At 48.6% G+C, this 17,643-nt stretch carries 19 protein-coding genes and 1 pseudogene; 9 read left to right on the top strand and 11 right to left on the bottom strand.

Annotated elements, in window-relative coordinates; genetic code table 11:
• Positions 1–2: 2 nt before the first annotated feature.
• Genes RHM61_RS12150 through RHM61_RS12115 form a run of 8 tightly spaced genes read right to left on the bottom strand, consistent with a single transcriptional unit; the run spans position 3 to position 7,632 of the window.
• Positions 3–965 carry an NAD(P)-dependent oxidoreductase gene (locus RHM61_RS12150; protein ID WP_322247572.1) on the bottom strand — a complete coding sequence of 321 codons (963 nt, stop codon included), beginning with the start codon at positions 963–965 and terminating at the stop codon, positions 3–5.
• A complete protein-coding gene (locus RHM61_RS12145) occupies positions 955–1,653 on the bottom strand; it encodes an acyltransferase (RefSeq protein ID WP_322247571.1) in 699 nt (232 codons plus the stop codon). The genes RHM61_RS12150 and RHM61_RS12145 overlap by 11 nt, the downstream gene beginning before the upstream one ends.
• 17 nt (positions 1,654–1,670) lie before the next feature.
• On the bottom strand, positions 1,671–2,255 hold the full coding sequence (locus RHM61_RS12140) for an acyltransferase (RefSeq protein ID WP_322247570.1): 585 nt from the start codon (positions 2,253–2,255) through the stop codon (positions 1,671–1,673).
• A gap of 27 nt (positions 2,256–2,282) precedes the next feature.
• Positions 2,283–3,614: a lipopolysaccharide biosynthesis protein gene (locus tag RHM61_RS12135; RefSeq protein ID WP_322247569.1), complete on the bottom strand. Its 1,332-nt coding sequence runs from the start codon at positions 3,612–3,614 to the stop codon at positions 2,283–2,285.
• Positions 3,615–3,655: 41 nt separating this feature from the next.
• Positions 3,656–4,783, bottom strand: a complete 1,128-nt coding sequence (gmd, locus tag RHM61_RS12130) for a GDP-mannose 4,6-dehydratase (protein WP_322247568.1) — start codon at positions 4,781–4,783, stop codon at positions 3,656–3,658.
• 16 nt (positions 4,784–4,799) lie between these two features.
• On the bottom strand, positions 4,800–5,786 hold the full coding sequence (fcl, locus tag RHM61_RS12125; protein ID WP_322247567.1) for a GDP-L-fucose synthase: 987 nt from the start codon (positions 5,784–5,786) through the stop codon (positions 4,800–4,802).
• Positions 5,787–5,788: 2 nt separating this feature from the next.
• Positions 5,789–7,276 (bottom strand): mannose-1-phosphate guanylyltransferase/mannose-6-phosphate isomerase, encoded by a 1,488-nt coding sequence (locus tag RHM61_RS12120; RefSeq protein WP_322247566.1) that lies wholly within the window; start codon positions 7,274–7,276, stop codon positions 5,789–5,791.
• A complete protein-coding gene (locus RHM61_RS12115; protein ID WP_322247565.1) occupies positions 7,273–7,632 on the bottom strand; it encodes a MarR family EPS-associated transcriptional regulator in 360 nt (119 codons plus the stop codon). Before RHM61_RS12115 ends, RHM61_RS12120 begins: the two co-directional genes overlap by 4 nt.
• 275 nt (positions 7,633–7,907) lie before the next feature.
• On the opposite strand from RHM61_RS12115, the gene RHM61_RS12110 reads away from it, so the two are divergent.
• Positions 7,908–9,158 (top strand): IS4 family transposase, encoded by a 1,251-nt coding sequence (locus RHM61_RS12110; RefSeq protein WP_322247564.1) that lies wholly within the window; start codon positions 7,908–7,910, stop codon positions 9,156–9,158.
• Between the two features lie 622 nt (positions 9,159–9,780).
• On the top strand, positions 9,781–10,086 hold the full coding sequence (locus RHM61_RS12105) for an addiction module antidote protein (RefSeq protein WP_322247563.1): 306 nt from the start codon (positions 9,781–9,783) through the stop codon (positions 10,084–10,086).
• 87 nt (positions 10,087–10,173) lie between these two features.
• Here RHM61_RS12105 and RHM61_RS12100 read toward each other — a convergent pair whose 3' ends face one another.
• Positions 10,174–10,404, bottom strand: coding sequence for a hypothetical protein (locus RHM61_RS12100; protein ID WP_322247562.1), 231 nt, complete (start codon positions 10,402–10,404; stop codon positions 10,174–10,176).
• Positions 10,405–10,620: 216 nt separating this feature from the next.
• Between RHM61_RS12100 and RHM61_RS12095 the strand changes: the two genes are divergently transcribed.
• The 6 genes from RHM61_RS12095 to RHM61_RS12070 all read left to right on the top strand — a co-directional run bounded on the left by RHM61_RS12095 (position 10,621) and on the right by RHM61_RS12070 (position 14,593).
• Complete coding sequence (locus RHM61_RS12095) at positions 10,621–10,932, top strand: GIY-YIG nuclease family protein (RefSeq protein WP_322247561.1); 312 nt, start codon at positions 10,621–10,623, stop codon at positions 10,930–10,932.
• Positions 10,933–11,679: 747 nt separating this feature from the next.
• Positions 11,680–11,877: a hypothetical protein gene (locus tag RHM61_RS12090; protein WP_322247560.1), complete on the top strand. Its 198-nt coding sequence runs from the start codon at positions 11,680–11,682 to the stop codon at positions 11,875–11,877.
• A 147-nt stretch (positions 11,878–12,024) separates the two neighbouring features.
• Positions 12,025–12,336 carry a helix-turn-helix transcriptional regulator gene (locus RHM61_RS12085; protein ID WP_322247559.1) on the top strand — a complete coding sequence of 104 codons (312 nt, stop codon included), beginning with the start codon at positions 12,025–12,027 and terminating at the stop codon, positions 12,334–12,336.
• Positions 12,326–13,603, top strand: a complete 1,278-nt coding sequence (locus tag RHM61_RS12080; RefSeq protein ID WP_322247558.1) for a HipA domain-containing protein — start codon at positions 12,326–12,328, stop codon at positions 13,601–13,603. The genes RHM61_RS12085 and RHM61_RS12080 overlap by 11 nt, the downstream gene beginning before the upstream one ends.
• 209 nt (positions 13,604–13,812) lie before the next feature.
• A complete protein-coding gene (locus RHM61_RS12075; RefSeq protein ID WP_322247557.1) occupies positions 13,813–14,103 on the top strand; it encodes a GIY-YIG nuclease family protein in 291 nt (96 codons plus the stop codon).
• 79 nt (positions 14,104–14,182) lie between these two features.
• Positions 14,183–14,593, top strand: coding sequence for a hypothetical protein (locus RHM61_RS12070; protein ID WP_322247556.1), 411 nt, complete (start codon positions 14,183–14,185; stop codon positions 14,591–14,593).
• A gap of 208 nt (positions 14,594–14,801) precedes the next feature.
• On the opposite strand, the pseudogene RHM61_RS12065 reads toward RHM61_RS12070, so the two are convergent.
• Positions 14,802–16,368: pseudogene (locus RHM61_RS12065) on the bottom strand (IS3 family transposase).
• Positions 16,369–16,620: 252 nt separating this feature from the next.
• On the opposite strand from RHM61_RS12065, the gene RHM61_RS12060 reads away from it, so the two are divergent.
• The gene (locus RHM61_RS12060; protein WP_322247555.1) at positions 16,621–16,911 is read left to right on the top strand and encodes a hypothetical protein; all 291 of its coding nucleotides are present in this window, start codon (positions 16,621–16,623) and stop codon (positions 16,909–16,911) included.
• On the opposite strand, the gene uppS is transcribed toward RHM61_RS12060, so the two are convergent.
• Positions 16,881–17,630 carry a polyprenyl diphosphate synthase gene (uppS, locus tag RHM61_RS12055; RefSeq protein WP_322247554.1) on the bottom strand — a complete coding sequence of 250 codons (750 nt, stop codon included), beginning with the start codon at positions 17,628–17,630 and terminating at the stop codon, positions 16,881–16,883. The two genes, RHM61_RS12060 and uppS, sit on opposite strands and share 31 nt — an antisense overlap.
• Positions 17,631–17,643: the final 13 nt, after the last annotated feature.

Here is a 17,643-nt window from a genome sequence, read left to right as displayed (position 1 = left end):
TTTCACTTTCGTTGTTTGTGCCAATTAACGTACTGCATTAAGCCGTCAGTCAGATTTGTTTGAGGTACCCAGTTTAATTTTTCTCGCGCGTTTTTACAGTTTGCAGTCAATTGTTTTGGGTTTCCTTCATGCGCAATGCCATCGAATTGCAAAGGTGCTTCTAATTTCGATAATTCTGCAAGAGTAAGAAGAACTTTTTTTGTAGTAGATTTAGCATTTCCACCGTTATAAATTTCATATATATCTTGTTTTGCAATGGCTGCCGAACACAAAAGTTCCGCGGCATCAGAAACGTGAATCCAATCACGAAGCTCGTCACCAGTGCCAAAAAAATGCGTCTGCCCTTTCTCAAATTTATTCAAAGCGTCCCATAAAAGTTGTTTTTGCAAACCATCTCCGTAGACAGAAAATAAACGGACAATACTTATTTTTGTGGAAAAAAATTGGCTATACATTTCACACAATTTTTCGGCTGCCACTTTGTGAAAACCGTATGGAGAAATAGGGTTTAATGAAAACGATTCTGACAAGTCAACTGGACCATGGTCGCCATATACTGCGGCACTTGATGCCATAACCAATCTAGTATTACTTGAGCAGTATTTTCTTACAAATTCCAATACCATCGATGTACTACAAACTGTGCGCTCAAAATCTTTGCAGGGTAATTCATAAGATGCTTGAACTGAACCTCCGCCTGCGCAATGCACAATAATTTCAGGTGATATTCCATTTGTCAATAACTTTAGGTTATCAAGTGAAACGTCACCTTCGTTCCATTTAACGATACCCCACTTTAAATAGTCAGACTCGGTCCAATTTCCGTGGCCAAGTCCAAAAACTTGCCAGCCTTGCTCCGACAATCGTCTACAAACATAACGGCCAATAAACCCAGCGGCACCAGTAACTACAGCAAGACGTTCGTTTAAAACTAAGTTTCCAGATTCCATATATTTAAGTGGCATTAAATTTAAGTGAGTTTATGAACGTCACTAAAGACGGTAAGTTACTAATGTGATCTTGCAATGATTTTTCTAAAATAATAGGATCGTCGCTTACCGAACACCATTCCTTAGTATGCCAATTAAATAATTTTCGAATCTGAGATGGTGAACCAGCAACTAAACTCAGCGGTGGCACTACCCCACGAACTAAACTGCTAGCGGCAATAACAGCACCAAACCCTATGTGAACATCACCCACTAAAGTGGAACCAGTTCCAACCCAACAGTTCGGTTCTAATACAATTTCTCCGTAACTAACAACTTTTGCCTTGGCATAAGGAACCTGAGGGTCAGAGTAGACGTGACCAGCTCCCAAAAATCTGCAGGAAGCTCCGATCAAACTATCGTGCCCTAGAGATATTAACTTGCCGGCAGAAAAGTAACAATTTTGACCAATAAAAACTCGGCTATCTATTTTAATTTGCGTAGCATTAGATAATCCATTTATATGAAGCAAAGTACCCCGGTGAATTTGCACGTCTTTGCCAATAGCCACTCGTGACCATTCATTTGAACTAACACTAAAGGCAACATATCCTCTCATTGCGCCGACAGCATAACGTCCAAATAAATCTGAAAATTTTCTAATTTTTCTTAATTTATTGATTTTCATTCTACAAATCAACGGTACTTTTTGCTTCCAACTCATCAACATAGTCCTTCTTGTTATTCGCTTGCGATACCGATTTGAATGGAGCTAACCCCTCCAACAACGGTATATGCGGGAACGTCTTTAGTTACAATTGCCCCTGCCGCCACAATTGCGCCTTTACCAATATGAACGCCTCGCATTATAAAAGCCCCAGCACCAATCCAAGCGTCATCATCAACTACGACTTCACTACCAGAAACATTTCCAATAGAAGGTATATTTTCGATCGTTGCTTTTTTAAAATGCAGGTGTCGCTCGGAAGCGCTAGAGCTATGTGATGGAGAATCGAAAATGTTAACTCCATGAGAAATGAGTACTCTGTTCCCAATGCTAATATTTTCACCGGACCAGATGCGTGTATCTGGTCCAATGAAGCAGTAATCACCAATAGATATTTTTCCACCGTCGCAGTAAACCATTAGTTCACCACAGACAACCGTATTTTTACCAACGAGAATTGAAGGAGAAATACTACCGTTACTAATTACTCGACTAGTTCGGTGAAAAATAGTTGTAATATCTGCCACGCAGTGATTACGCATTTTTCGCTGGTGGAAAGCTAAAAATAATTTTCTGGCAAAATCTAAAATAATTCTCATAAAACTTCCTTCTAAGCATCAACCAATTTACTGAAAATTTAACTTTCGTTTTATGTAGAGGAAACACGGAACGAGTGAAAAACATGAGAAGCAGAACGCGGAAACTATAGGAACCGCAACAAAGCCAAATTTTGGTATCAAAAATATTTTTAGGCTGAAGGAGATTACGGCAGTAACTGCGCCAGTCCACATTACTATTTGATTTGCTTTACTTGCAAACATAAATACAGAAATAGCCCCTCCAACTGCCTCGACTATCCTCCAAAGCGCCATACAAATTCCAAGCGCAAGTGGTGCAGATAAATGGCCTCTAGAAAGAATATTCATAATAAAATCAAGCCCAACTAAAAGAACTAATGACATTGCTACACCAGCAGCCAAAATCCTAACTGTACTTATCTTTAAGGTTTCGCTAACCCATTTATAATCCGCTCGGCCAATAGCTTCTCCATATGCGACCCAGAGAGGACCCGTTACAACCGAAATCGCCACAGCAACGATACTAAAAATTCTTTCACATAAAGAATATATTGAGGCTTGCCCAGTGCCCAAAAAACGTGCGACCATCAATGTATCTGCAGTGTAACTAATCGTAAAAATAATTTGCAAAATAAGATAGAAACTCGAGTCGCTCAATAAATCTTTCAGAGCACCTGTTTCTAGTTCATTCAATTTCGGCCTGTAGAGAGGGAATTTTTTATAATAAGTGACAATATTTAAAATTCCACAAATTGTGGTACCACTCATAATCCCGACGATTATCAATGGCACCCCTCCGCCAGATAAAGTAGCGATTGCAGCACCTGCAAAATTGACTACTGCTGAAATTGATTGCCAATAATTTGCGATGTGACCATGCTGCAATCCTAGTTGTATTTTCGTCACCAAAGTAATTGGCAATGAAAGAGCGAATAATAAAAAAAAGACAAATATGGAATTTGTGCCTTCAACCTGAATCGGCGTTGAGCTTGATTTAAATATAAAAGACCCTATTCCAATATAATGAAGAAAGCCACCCACTATTAATACACAAATTGCCATACCTGCAGTTATAGCAAGGCCGTTCGCCTGTAACTGTCGGATCTTTTTATTACATTCGCTCCCAGACTCCCGCGATAAGGCGGTGATCAACGTCCCCCCTACACCCAGATCCGCAAGCCCTAAAAAACCTAACAAAGACAAAACCGTCATGAGCACACCATACCGCTCTGCGCCTAAATGCGGAACCGCAACCCAGGCAATTAATATGGTAGGCAAAAACATTGCCGCTTTTGCTAAAATTCCGGTTATCGCTGTTCGTGTGATTTGCCGGCGACGTTGCTTTCGCATCCCTCCCTCAGGCACAATATTTGTCGCCATAAACTTGCCTCAAAAACTCCGCAATACGATTAGACGCATGCTTATTCAACAGAAACTGATATTTTAAAACCATGCTCTTTAAGCAGTGCGTGTTTTCTCGCCTCTTCAAAATCGTGCAATACCATCTCTTTGCACATCTCTTGAACGGTAATTTCAGGGGTCCATCCCAACTTCAATTTTGCTTTAGTCGGATCACCAAGTAAGGTTTCTACTTCCGTAGGCCGGAAATACCGAGAGTCGATTTTTACAATAACGTCACCAACTTTTAAGCTGCTCGCTTTATCGCCTTCAATAGCGACGACAATCGCGTGCTCATCAATACCAGCGCCTTCAAATTTAAGCGTAATGCCCAACTCCTCTGCGGACCATTGAATAAACTGCCTCACCGAATATTGAACACCCGTAGCGATCACAAAATCATCGGGTGTATCCTGCTGCAGCATCATCCATTGCATGCGGACGTAATCTTTGGCGTGTCCCCAGTCGCGCAACGCATCCATATTCCCCATGTAGAGGCATTTTTCCAAACCTTGCGCTATATTTGCAAGACCACGCGTAATTTTGCGTGTAACGAATGTCTCGCCGCGACGTGGGCTTTCATGGTTAAACAAAATACCGTTACACGCATACATGCCATACGCTTCGCGATAATTAACCGTGATCCAATATGCATACATTTTGGCTACGGCGTACGGGCTTCTTGGGTAGAAAGGTGTTGTTTCTTTTTGCGGTGTTTCTTGCACCAAACCATACAACTCGGAAGTCGACGCCTGGTAAAAACGAGTTTTTTTCTCGAGTCCCAAAATACGGATCGCTTCGAGGATACGTAACGCGCCCATACCATCGACATCAGCCGTGTACTCAGGGCTTTCAAAGCTCACCGCCACATGACTTTGGGCACCTAAATTATAGATTTCGTCAGGTTGAGTTTGCTGAATAATACGGGTCAAGTTACTGCTGTCACTTAAATCACCGTAATGCAAAACAAAATTGCGATGATCGATATGCGGATCTTGATAAACATGATCAACACGTTGTGTATTAAATGAACTCGCTCGGCGCTTGATACCGTGAACGATGTAACCTTTTTCCAACAAGAACTCTGCCAAGTAAGAACCATCTTGGCCGGTAACACCAGTAATTAACGCTACTTTTTGTTTAGTATTCATAATATATTCGGTAAATTTATGACTGCGTACGCAGCAAATTTTGGTTTAAAACAAAGTCTTGATATGCAACTATCAATCCACTCTCAAGCGCAATTTCTGGCCGCCAACCTAATTTTGAGATACGCGCACTATCCATCCATTTTCGAGGAGTGCCATCAGGCTTGCTTACATCAAATTCTATCTGCCCGTTAAACCCAACAACCTTTGCAATTGTATGAGCCAACTGACTGATAGTCACATCTTCACCATAACCAACATTAATATGGCTTTGCATAGGCAAAGTATGGCTAGCGTAAATTGATTTATCAACAGACATGACATGAATGCTCGCTGCGGCCATATCATCAACGAACAAAAACTCACGACGAGGAGTGCCGGTGCCCCATATCGTTACGACTTCAGCGTTTGAGATTTTCGCCTCGTGAAAACGTCTGATGAGTGCTGGAATAACGTGACTATTTTCCGGATGATAATTATCTCCTGGGCCATACAAATTAGTTGGCATCACACTTCGGTAGTCAACGCCATGACTAGCTTCATATTGCCGATTATAACTTTCACATAATTTTATGCCCGCGATTTTGGCAATGGCATAGGGCTCATTGGTAGACTCCAAAGTTCCGGTCAAGAGCGCATCCTCGGCCATTGGTTGCGCCGCCAATCTTGGATAAATGCAGCTGGAGCCAAGGAAGAGCAATTTTCGCACGCCAGCAGAAAACGCTTCGTGAATGATGTTTGCTTCCATCATTAGATTTTGATAAATAAATTCGGCAGGAAAAGTATTATTGGCGTAAATACCGCCTACTTTTGCGGCTGCCAAATATACTTGATCAGGCTTTTCTGACGAAAAAAACTCTCTGACTTGGGCTTGATTCGTCAAGTCGAGTTCGGCATGCGTACGAGTGATGATGTTACTGCAGCCCTGCTTTTGCAAGGCACGAGCAATCGCTGAACCGACCATCCCGCGGTGACCCGCGATATAAATTTTTTCTTGTTTATTCATGATCAAGACGCGCTGGTGCGGCCATAAGTATCTTCGAACCGGACGATATCATCCTCCCCCAAATAACTGCCCGACTGTACCTCGATAATTTCGAGCTCAATCGCGCCCGGATTTTTCAAACGGTGCACTTCACCGAGCGGAATGTAGGTTGACTGGTTCTCAGTCAGCAGAATCACTTTGTCACCACAAGTCACTTCAGCCGTGCCTTTGACAACGATCCAGTGTTCAGCGCGATGGTGGTGTTTTTGCAGGCTCAAGCTGGCACCGGGTTTCACATTGATGCGTTTTACCTTGAAGCGCTCTTCTTCATCGATGCTGTCATACCAACCCCAAGGACGGTGGACTTTGCGGTGCAAAGTGTGTTCGACACGGCCTTGCTTCTCGAGCATGGCGACGATTTTTTTGACGTGCTGGCTTTGGCTGCGTTCGGCTACCAACACGGCATCGGCGGTTTCGATGATGACGAGGTTATTCACGCCAACGGCACTCACCATGCGGCCCGAGGAATAGACCAAGGTGTTGGTGCTGCCGGCTTGAAAGGCATCGCCCTGCATAACATTGCCATCACTATCTTGAGCACCGACCTGCCAGACAGCATCCCAGGCACCGAGGTCATTCCAACCTGCAGCCAGCGGCAGCACGGCAATTTCCACAACAGAACCGGGGCAGCGTTCCATGACGGCGTAATCGATCGATTCGCTTGGTATGGCAGCGAAGGCGGCTTTATCTGGTCGCACGAATTGGGCGTCGGCGCTTTTGCCGGCCCAAGCCAATTCTGTCGCTACGGCGATGTCAGGCCGGAATGTACTAAGCGCTTTGAGCCAAGTACTGGCGCGCAGTACGAACATACCGCTATTCCAAGCGTAGTCGCCGCTGGCCAAATAAGCCAGTGCGGTGGCGGCATCGGGCTTTTCGGCAAAGCGCGCCACGCTGTACTGGCCGAATGACTGCGCCGCGCCTTCGCGTTTAATATAGCCGTAGCCGGTTTCCGGAGCATCAGGGGTAATACCAAGAATGATCACGGCACCCGTAGCAGCAGCGCGCACGCTCTGCTGCAGCGCGGCTTGAAAGGCTGGCGCATCGGTGACGGTTTGGTCGGCTGGGGTGACGACTAAAATAGGGTCATGGCCGCTTTCCAACGCATGCAGCGCAGCCAAGGTCAGCGCCGGGGCGGTGTTGCGTGCTACCGGCTCAAGCAGCAAGGTTGCGGCCACGTGACGGAGTTCGCGCAGTTGGTCGAGTGCCAGAAAGCGGTGCTCTTCGTTCGTCACGATCAATGTTTCACCGACTACGATATCGGCCGCGGCGATGGCATTAATACGTTCTACCGCTTGTTGAAACAAGCTGGTGGTGCCCGATAAAACCAAAAATTGCTTGGGAAAACCGGCACGCGACAAGGGCCACAGGCGCGTGCCTGAGCCGCCACATAACACTACGGGCAGGACTTGATGGCGCGCTAATGTATCGTTCGTTAGGCTAGCTTGGGTCATGATTGTGTTCTTTCTATACGGCTTTGTTTCAACTCGTCTTGCAACGAGTGGATCAGGGTTTGCAAATGTTCGTATTCCTGCATTTTCCGCTTGAGAAAACGCGCGGTGATAGCACTTTTTTCTACGATGCCACTAGGGGTTAGCAGGTAGGCATAAGCCAGTTTATTGCTGCTACCGTGAAAATTCTGCATCTTAAGCCAGCCCTTTTCCAGCAGAGCCTTGAGGCAATAATTGGTTTTACCAAGACTGACACCGAGTTCGGCAGCGATTTCGCGCTGACTCATCTGCGGCTGCTGTTCCAGCAAGCGCAGTACGGCCAGGTAGGCGTCTTCATCGTCGGGGCGGGTGTGCTGCATGGGGGCGGTGCTTTATTGTTAAAAGTAGCATGTTCATCGATTGAACGGGATTTTATCATTGATTTGTGACAGTAGCGTTAAAATACTTCTTTAACAAGCTTTTGTGCAACTTTTTTGGCAATTTTGTCTTACAGGGGCCTGGGATATGCGGTCATCGTTTACATTTTTTCACTGCTACATGAGAACGCCGTGCTGCGCATCGGGCGCATGGATATAAAGGAGCTAGTGCGCCACTGGGTTGCCGCCTGCGCGCACTGCTGTCCGGAATAATTTTCTTGACTAAGCTGCAGGGGGTTGCAGGCATTGGTTTACGAGTGTTAACCTCGGTTTACCAACTTAAAAACCAAACCTGCAACATGTACAGAATAAACACTTTTCAAGAGTTAATGAAGGGGCTACCGCGTGGAGTCTTTGATCAACTCGTCAAAAAACATCAAGCTGACAAATACAGCAAGCATTTTGGTCACTGGGATCAGCTCGTGGTGATGACCTACGCTCAATTAAGCGGAACAACTGGCCTGCGTCCTCTGGAGGCCAGCTTTAACAGTCATGTCGCCCATCATTACCATCTCGGCACTGGTCGTATTAAGCGCTCCACTCTGGCTGATGCCAACAGTCGTCGCGGCGATACCGTATTTGCCGATGCGGTGACATGGCTCATGCAAAAAGTGGCACGGCCATTGCGTCAACAAAGCAAGGAGCTGCTCTACCTTCTGGACTCCACTTCCATTACCCTCAAAGGGCGCGAGTTTGATCGCTGGACGCTCTCCAATAAAACGCGAAATACACAGGGTGTCAAACTCCACATCCTGTACGCAGAACAAGCGCAGATACCCATTTGGCAAAGTATCAGCGCAGCCAATGTCAATGACGTGGAGAAAACCAAAGAGCTCCCGCTGCAGCAAGAGGTGATCTACGTCTTTGACAAGGGCTATTGCGATTACAACTGGTGGCATCGGATCGATATGGCGGGAGCACAATTCGTGACCCGTTTCAAGCGTAATGCAGGCTTGCGCATTGAGGAAGAACGCAGTATTCCCGCAGAGGCCACAGACATCGTCCTGCAAGATCAAATTGTGCGTTTTAAAAACAGACATCCTGGTGGCAAACGCATCAATCAGTACGAGAAGCCCTTGCGCTGCATTACGGTAGCCAGAGCCGACAAACCTACGCCATTAGTACTGGCAACCAATGATTTGAACAGCGATGCGCTGACCATTGCCCGGCGCTATAAAGAACGCTGGGATATCGAACTGTTCTTCAAATGGATCAAGCAACACCTGAAGATCAAGCAATTTTTTGGACGCACCGAAAACGCGGTGCGTATCCAGATATTGACAGCACTTATCAGTTATTTACTCGTGGCGCTCTACAAACAGACACATGGCTTAAAACAAAGCCTTTGGGAGTGTCTATGCGTGATTCGCGCCACTCTATTTCAACGACAAGACTTGGAAATCTCTCAATACCGAAAGCGACGAAGAGAAGTAGAAGAAATGGCGCGTTTGCAATTAGGATTATTCTAATGAAATGTCAATTAATTTATTCCGGACAGCAGTGCGCCTGCGCGGCAATGACGGAATCAGCGGTTGGAGGAAAATGCGGTTTGGGTGGCTGGGGCGGATAATCGAACACGACAGCGCGCAGCCTCGGCAAATAAGCTATGCGCCAGCCAGATTGACACGGCGCAGCCAGCCGGATACAACGCGGCTCAGACGATTTTCAGTTCAAAACGCACCTGAGGCTTTTTTTCACTGTCTTCTGAAGAATAATCATGCCCATTTGCAATTTGACCGGCAGTAAGCTGGAAGAGGATGGGCTACGACGGCTATAACACTTAGCTTATGCTGCCATCGCTATTGATCCGACTCTTGTCGCCACACCGCCTGCACCGCCAACGCTGCGTCCCGTTCCGCCTACGAGCTTCCAAATCGATGACACGGTGGCCTTCACAGACAAACATCTGCGCGAGCATATTGGGATAATTGAACGTTTGAATGAGAAGACCGTGACGATAATTTGTGATAAGTGATGCTTTAACCGACAATGCACTCTACTTGACATGATGCGGTGGCGATAAACGCACAGACGAAACCGATATCAAGCGCGCTTGTGATTATTGGCAGGATTGGCAAAGGAGATGAGAGCATGAAAAGCAGAGCGCACGATGATGCCATGACTGAATTGTATAGGGATGATCCTGATTTTGCCCTGCAAGTCATCAACAGTATTCTGGAAGGGGGCGACCAAGCAGAGCTGCTGGTGGTATTGCGCCAAATGGCAGGAGCGTTTGGCGGAGTTCGGGCACTTGCAGAGAAAGCGCACCTGAATCCGACCCAGTTGTACCGTACCTTGTCGCCGACGGGTAATCCTGCATTGAGCAATTTCTCGGCAATTTTGAAAGTGATGGGACTGCGCTTAGCAGTACAGGCAATTTTAGAAAACGCAGATTAAATAGCAGTGGAGTGCCCGTTCGTGAGCAATGAGGATACATCGGTTTTTTCAAACGAGCTGGACTTAAGGGCACGGATATAAAGGCGCTTACGCGGCAATGACGAATTGGGCGGCTGGGGGAATTAACCTTTCATATCTCAGTTGTTTGCCGCCAAAGCCGATTTTCCGCGAAGCGCGCGCCTTGCCGATATTGACCACCGCTGCAACCGGCATTTGCATCGACTTGCCCTTTATGTATTCTTTGGCAGAGCTTCCCAATTCCGCGTAGACCCCCATCTTGGACAATGCTTCGAGACCCACTTGCACGAGGGGAAACACTGGAATAAAATTACCAGTGATGCTCGATTTTTTTTGCCTTTACGTAAATGCCGTACCCTGCCTTAATTAAAAGACCTTTGAGTATGACGGACGTAATGCCCTGCCAACTTGCTCATATCCGCCAAATCGATCGAAGTCTTTGCGCAAAAAAACGCTTGGCTTAGAGCGGGAAATGCTCATTTCAATTCGTTCTTCTAAGTTCATTTTTGACATGACATGAAACAAGCGTCAGTCTATATTCTTGCGAGTAAGCGAAATGGCACGTTGTATATCGGTGTCACGTCGGATCTTGTCCAACGTATCTGGCAGCATCGAGAGGGCCTTACTGAAGGATTCACCCAACGCTATTCAGTAAAAACACTGGTCTGGTACGAGTTACATAGCACAATGGAAACGGCAATCACGCGTGAAAAAGCCCTGAAAAAATGGAATCGGACCTGGAAATTAAAATTGATCGAAGAAAGAAATCCGGAGTGGATTGATTTGTGGCCCGAGATACATGGCGAGGTAGCGCTCTTGAGAACATGAAGTAAAAAGCGGTGTGCTGCGCATCCGGCGCACAGAGATAAAGGCGCTGACGCGCCACTGGGTTGCCGCCTGCGCGGCAATGACGAGGTGAGCGGCTGGGGGAATTGAATTGCACTGTTCACGTAGCAAGGCAGGTTCGGCAGCATGACTACCGTTCACCCACACCGTTGGCCCACACCGTTGGCCCACACCGTCATTGCCGCGCAGGCGGCAACCCAGTGGCACGATAGTGCCTTCAGGCTAGGTACGTCGATCAACTGCACTTTTTTTTGCTGCAAAATCAGAACACCGCATTGCGCATCAGACGGACAGAGATAAAGGCGCTTACGCGCCACTGGGTTGCCGCCTGCGCGGCAATGACGAGGTGAGCGGCTGGGGGAATTGAATTGCACTGTTCATGTACCAAGGCAGGTTCGGCAGCATGACTACCGTTCACCCGCACTGTTGGCCAGCACCGTTGGCCAACACCGTTCACCCGCACCGTTCATCCACACCGTCATTGCCGCGCAGGCGGCAACCCAGTGGCACGATAGTGCCTTCAGGGTGGGTACGTCGATCAACTGCACTTTTTTTTGCTGCGAAATGAGAACACCGCGTTGCGCATCAGACGGACAGAGATAAAGGCGCTGACGCGCCACTGGGTTGCCGCCTGCGCGGCAATGACGAGGTGAGCGGCTGGGGGAATTGAATTGCACTGTTCACATAGCAAGGCAGGTTCGGCAGCATGACTACCGTTCACCCACACCGTTGGCCAGCACCGTCATTGCCGCGCAGGCGGCAATCCAGTGGCACGGCAGTGCCTTCAGGGTAGGTACGTCAATCACGGGCGCATTGATTCCGCTGAAAAATGAGGACATCCCGCTGGGCATCAAGCGTACGGATATAAAAGGCGCTTACGCGCCTCTGGATTGCCGCCTGTGTGGCAATGACGAATTCGACGGCTGAGTGTGTTTCATGGTGGTAGTGACTTATTCAATTTACTTGAAATAACAAGCATTAAGATACATACTGCCTTTTATAACAAGAAAACGTTCAATAACTTCTGTAAAAAGCCGCACAAACAAAGTGACAAAAAAGCTAACGAACAGCCTGATGGCACCCGAAATGCTGGCGCGCATTCGCTCGCTTGGCCAGCGCATCAAACAAGCCAGGATCAGTCGCACATGGCGCCAAGAGGATCTTGTCAGCCGATCAGGCTTATCGCGCAGCACGATAGAATCGATAGAGCGCGGTGCGCCCGGCACCTCGATTGCTTCGTATTTTCATGTCTTATGGATCATGGGTTTGGACCGAGAGCTCGATCTCATTGCCGACCCAGGCTTGGACAGGGAAGGACTGGCGCTGTCTTTTTCTGTCGCCGACAAGCGAGTACGTATAGCGAAGAAAGTGGATAATGACTTCTGACAGCGAAACGATGTATGTTTGGGTTTATCTGGCCGATCAGGTAACACCGACCCTGTGCGCTCGCGTAAAGAGGTCGGTGTCAACAAGCGGCGTGCCGCAGTGCGAATTCGTCTACCAGAAAGCCTATCTCGACCAACCCTTGGCGATTGCGCTTGATCCCGTATTACTGCCGTTAAAAGCACTGCGTTACACCAGTTTTTCACTGAATGGTCATTTTTCGGTTTTATTAGATGCGGGCCCGGATTCTTGGGGTCGTCGCGAGATCACGTTGTCAAACGGTACGCAGACTGATTTTGGCTATCTGTTACATGGCACTGGCGATCAGGTCGGTGCACTCGCATTCAGTAAGGATGCCGCGGCAACGCCTGCAAATGCAGAATTCAACGGCTACCCTTGCGCGACACTCGAGCAGTTGTTGGAGTTCTCTGAAATGCTGGAAAAAAATCTGCCGATTCCCAAAAAATATGAAACTTTGTTAAGGGTCGGCACATCGGCCGGCGGTGCCAGGCCGAAGGCAACAATCTTACATAAAGGCAGGCAATGGCTGGCGAAATTTCCAAGCACAAGCGATCCGGTTGACCTGCCAAGCAATCCTCGGCTGGAAAAAACCGCATTGGATTTAGCAGAAATTGCCGGGCTCGATGTTCCGCAGAGGGAGTTAATCGTTGTTGCTGACAAAGATGTGCTGTTGGTAGAACGATTCGACCGGCATTATCATGGCGACACCGCCGGTGGATGGTCGCGCTATCCCTATGCGAGTGCGCGGACGGTGTTTTACTCCAAGCCGGAGGTGCAGCGTTACGCCATCACCAACTCCTATCAAAGACTGGCGCTTGAGCTGGCAACATGGTCGAATAAAACGGCATCGAACCGCTTGGAGTTATTCAAACGTATGGTATTCAATTGTCTGGTAAATAATTTGGACGACCACGATTTGAATCACGGATTGATCAATCGCGGCCAGGGATTTGAATTGAGCCCCTTGTTCGATGTCGTTCCACAGCGCCCCACAGGAGCGCGACCACGTTTAGCTCTGAGTGCCGGCGCAGCAGGAGGAGCGGCAACGAAGCAGAATCTACTGTCAGAATGCGAGCGATTCGGACTCTCAGTGGCGGCCGCAAATCACATCATCGATTCGCTTCGTGACATTGTTCAAGCAAATTGGGAGAAATGTTTGATGTTGAATGGGATAAGTCGCCCCCATATCGAGCGCGTTGCTCCGGCTTTTTGCTCTCCTCACTTTGACTGTCCCGACCTTGAAAACTAGTCTGTCGGACTTAGAAACATTGCCGCGCATGCGGTAATGACAAAGTGGATGGCCGGGATGACGATTCGGTGACTGGAATGGCAGATGCGCGGGCTGCGGGGAATTGCATTGCGCTGCGTTTTCGCATGTATCCTGATTTGAAAATATGTAAAGTGTACACACGCACTCATCGCAATCAGGGGCGCATTTTTTCTACGACTTACTACGGAATGAAACAGCCAGCCGTCTATATTCTTGCCAGCGAACAAAATGGCACCTTGTATATCGGTGTCACGTCCAATCTTGTCCAACGTACCTGGCAGCATCGTGACGGCATTGTTGAGGGATTCACCCAGCGTTACGCGGTAAAAACACTGGTCTGGTACGAGTTGCACAGCACAATGAAAACGGCGATCACGCGTGAAAAAGCCTTGAAGAAGTGGAATCGCAGCTGGAAATTAAAATTGATAGAAGAAAAAAATCCGCAGTGGCTTGATTTGTGGCCCGAGATAGTCGCTTGAGACGTACGGATATAAAAGGCGCTGGCGCGCCTCTGGATTGCCGCCTGCGCGGCAATGACGAATTGGGAGGATGGGGGAAATGACGAATTCGGCGAGTTGGGTGACTTCTTGGGCGAACTGGGCGAATTTTGGCGACTTGGGCAACTTGGCAGAAATGCCGAAGTGGGCGGCTGACGCGCTTAGTATTGCTACCTTGCCCGACCAAAGCCGCCCCCGCAGCGCTACCCTACCCTACCCTACCCTACCCTACCCTACCCTACCCTACCCTACCCTACCCTACCCTACCCTACCCACCGTCATTGCCGCGCAGGCGGCAATCCAGTGGCACGGCAGTGCCTTCAGGGTAGGTACGTCAATCACGGGCGCATTGATTCCGCTGAAAAATGAGGACATCTCGCTGGGCATCAAGCGTACGGATATGAAAGGCGCTTACGCGCCTCTGGATTGCCGCCTGCGCGGCAATGACGAATTGGGAGGATGGGGGAAATGACGAATTCGGCGAATTGGGTGACTTCTTGGGCGAACTGGGCGAACTGGGCGAACTGGGCGAATTTTGGCGACTTGGGCAACTTGGCAGAAATGCCGAAGTGGGCGGCTGACGCGCTTAGTATTGCTACCTTGCCCGACCAAAGCCGCCCCCGCAGCGCTACCCTACCCACCGGAGTTTTTCAAGCTAGTTGTCGCCTAAAAGTAAATTTTTATGCCGCCAGTTTCAGTTCTTGATATACGTCCTCATGATTTAATGCTTCCTTGTTAGTTTTGTCTGGATTTAAGTCAACAACGTTGGCGCGGTCCCAGTTACGAGTAGCACCGCTCCAGCGATTCGAGTTCCTTGCTTTTGCCGCCGCATACAATTGCTCACGTCGAATCAATAATTCCACATCCAGACCGGCATGGCGTTCAGCTGGCGTTACAAACTGAATGGCACTGTGCCGGTGTTCTTCGTTATACCAATGCATGAATGTAGTAACCCAATTCCTGGCTGCCAGGAGATCCTTAAATGGGCGACGTGGATATACTGGGCAGTACTTCAATGTTTTAAAAAAGCTTTCGGCGAACGGGTTGTCATTACTCACGGCAGGACGACTGAATGACGGCATGACGCCCAGCACCTGCAGCATGGCCAGCATCGTGGAGCCCTTCATCGGACTGCCGTTATCCGAATGAAGAACGACCTGATTTTGTGCGATTTTTTCTCGCACACAAATGTCCTTCATCACCTCGCTGGCCAGCGCGCTGCTTTCGGTTTCAAATACCTGCCAGCCGACCACTTTGCGACTAAATACATCGATGAACATATAGAGATAAAAATAGATGCCTCTGATCTCTGTCGGCAAATAGGTGATGTCCCAACAGTACAATTGGTTGGGCCCGGTTGCCTTTAAAGCACGTGGTTTGTTGCGGGGTTGCCTTGGCTTTTCTTCGCCACGGTGCACAAGCATATTTTTAGCCTTGAGTAAGCGATAGAACGTTGACTCCGATGCGACATAAATTCCATCATCAGCCAATCGCGGAACGATCTGGCTTGGCGGCAGATGGCCGTATTCCGGCGAGTTGGCAATGGCCAGAACCTGTTGTCGTTCCTCTGAACTAAGCTGATTCTGAGGTACCTGCACACGCCCTGTTCGCCGGTCTGCTTGCTCAGTCACCTGATCAATTTTCCAGCGCTGCAGCGTACGCTCGCTTAAATCAATTACGTCGCAGGCACGTTCCTGACGTGCGCCTGAAACCACCGCTTCAGCTACCAGTGTCAATACGTTATTGCGCTCCGGGATTGGGGTCATTACTCCTCGTCCTCCCAAAGCGCACGGAACTTTTTTGCAGAACCAGCAGTGCTGCCGCCTCCGCCAGAGCTTTGTCTTTCCGGGCCAGCTCACGCTTGAGTTTGACGTTTTCATCTTTCAGCGATTTAACTTCACCAGCTTTGGGTGCGGCCTCTTTACCGCTGGCGCAAAAAGCAGATTTCCAACTGGTTAAATTATGCGGGAATAAACCACGTTCACGGCACCATGCCTGAAGCTGCTCTCCCGCTAACGCATGGCTCTCATGCAGTGCCTGCAGTTGTTCTTCTACCGTCCAGTCGCTCGGTCGTTTTTCTTTTTCTGACGCCGGACTGCCCGCCAGTGCTGACTTCTTTTTCATCCAATATCTCAACGTGTGGTGATTCAAATTTAAATCAGTGGCCACTGACATGATTGTTCGGTCGCCACGGGAATAGGCCTTCTGTAATGCCTGCTCAATAAATGCAGCGGAATAGGTTGCCATTGTTGCCTCGCTCAATAAGTTAAAAAGAGAGGTAACAACCAGATTGAAGATCGCCGGTCATTTTAGCCGTATAACTTCAAAATCAAAAAGCAAACCTTAACGTCTTGAGGGAATGGGTTCCGCTGCGCTCCACCCATAAAACCCGACTGCCTACGCCGGAAAAAGCTGGATAGATAATGCGAAAAACACAAACAAACAGACTTCAATGAGATCGGTTCAATTTAAAAAGTTACACGACAAGTAGTCTGACAGATGGGGCCCACCGTCATTGCCGCGCAGGCGGCAATCCAGTGGCACGATAGTGCCTTCAGGGTGGGTACGTCAATCACGGGCGCATTGATTCCGCTGAAAAATGAGGACATCTCGCTGGGCATCAAGCGTACGGATATGAAAGGCGCTTACGCGCCTCTGGGTTGCCGCCTGCGCGGCAATGACGAATTAAGCGGCCGGGGAAAACAAAGAAGCGCCCGGGATGGCGACGTAGCCACCTTGAGCGCTTGGTATTTTTTAAATTACTTAACCTGCACTTGTTCACTGGTCTGACCAAAGCGGCGTTCGCGTTGCTGGAACGAGGCGATGGCTTGATCGAGCGCGGCGACGCCGAAGTCGGGCCAGAAGGTGTCGGTAAAATAAAATTCTGCGTACGCTAATTGCCAAAGCAAGAAGTTCGATACACGTGCTTCACCGCCGGTGCGGATCAGCATGTCGGGTTCCGGCGCATAGGCCATGGCCAGGTTGGCGCTGATTTGTTCTTCGGTGATGGCGGCCTGGTTGGCACCGGCAGCGATGAGTTTGTTGCAGGCGTTGACGATATCCCAGCGGCCGCCGTAATTGGCGCAGATGGTCAGGGTCAGGCCGCTGTTGGCCGCGGTTTCGCTTTCGGCGGTGCGCACCAGTTGCTGCAGGTCGGCGTCGAATTTACTCAGGTCGCCAACTACTTTGAGACGAATATTGTTCTCGCCCATTTTACGGATTTCACCCATCAAGACTTTGCGAAACAATTGCATGAGCAAAGACACTTCATCGGGTGGACGGCGCCAGTTTTCTGAACTGAAAGCAAACAGGGTCAGGTATTCGATGCCGCGATTAACGCAGGCTTCGACCACTTTGTTCACTGTTTTCACGCCCTTGGCGTGGCCGGCAAAGCGCGGTAAAAAGCGCTTGGTGGCCCAGCGGCCGTTACCGTCCATGATGATGGCGATATGGCGCGGCATGCCGTTGTGTTGGTGTTTGGCGGCGCTGTCCGTTTTATGTTTGCTCATGATTTCACTTTTA

Origin of the sequence: Undibacterium sp. CCC3.4, assembly GCF_034347425.1 — a bacterium.
Lineage (GTDB): Bacteria > Pseudomonadota > Gammaproteobacteria > Burkholderiales > Burkholderiaceae_D > Undibacterium.
Note: the sequence above shows the minus strand (reverse complement) of the source record. Positions and strands in the feature narration are given on the sequence as shown.